Origin of the sequence: Sphingomonas sp. AOB5 (genome assembly GCF_029433115.1) — a bacterium.
GTDB lineage: Bacteria > Pseudomonadota > Alphaproteobacteria > Sphingomonadales > Sphingomonadaceae > Sphingomonas.
Window position 1 is genome coordinate 1 of the sequence record NZ_JARNTV010000138.1, and the last position, 859, is coordinate 859.

The 859-nt window shown below is 69.7% G+C and carries 2 protein-coding genes; both read left to right on the forward strand.

The genetic code is table 11. From position 1 onward, the window contains the following. A partial coding sequence (locus P1X14_RS22050) for a tetratricopeptide repeat protein (RefSeq protein ID WP_277317571.1) occupies window positions 1-467 on the forward strand: 467 nt, incomplete at its 5' end. A 1-nt stretch (window position 468) separates the two neighbouring features. Continuing rightward, the coding region (locus tag P1X14_RS22055) for an ATP-binding protein (protein ID WP_346770470.1) at window positions 469-859 on the forward strand (391 nt) is incomplete at its 3' end.

Genomic DNA, 859 nt, shown 5'->3' on the forward strand with positions numbered 1-859 from the left:
AGCCCGCGCGTCCGGCCTCGGCTGACGCCTCGCGCGCCGAGCGGCTTGCCGCGGTGCAGAAGCCGACCGGCACCGACCCCGCCGAGAATGGCTATGTCTATGGCTTCCGTCTGTGGGAGGGGAAATTCTATCCCGAGGCGCGCAAGGAGCTGGAGGCGGTGGTCACCCGCTATCCCAACCATCGCCGTGCCAGCTATGCGCAGAATCTGCTGGGTCGCGCCTATCTGGACGGCGGCGCGCCGAGCCTGGCCGCCAAGGCGTTCTTCGACAATTACACCAAGAACCCCAAGGGCGAGCGCGCCGCGGACAGCCTCTATTATCTGGCGCAGGCGCTGGAGCAGCTGAAGAAGCCGTCGAGCGAGATCTGCCGCGTCTATACCGAGCTGGAGCGCGGCTATGGCGAGACGCTGTCGGCGGAAATGCGCGCGGGCATGATCGCAGGGCGCGCGAAGCATAAGTGCAAGTGACGTGCATCGGCCCGATCCCGGGCTGATCGCGCGTTTCCGCACCGATCTGGAAGCGATTACCGGCGCGGCGCCCGATACCGCGCATCGGCTGGGCCTTGCCGTATCCGGCGGGGCCGACAGCATGGCGCTGCTGCTGCTGGCGGCGGCGGCCTATCCCGGCGGCGTGGCCGTGGCGACGGTCGATCATGGCTTGCGGAGCGAAGCGGCGGACGAGGCGGCGATGGTCGCCGGGGTTTGCGCGCAGCTGGGTGTGCCCCACACAGTGCTGACGCTGCCTGCGGGCTGGCAGGCGGAGGGCAATCTGCAGGATCGCGCTCGCGAGGCACGCTACCGGGCGCTGGCCGGATGGGCGGGCGCGGACATGCCATGGGTCGCGGTGGCGCATCAGCGCG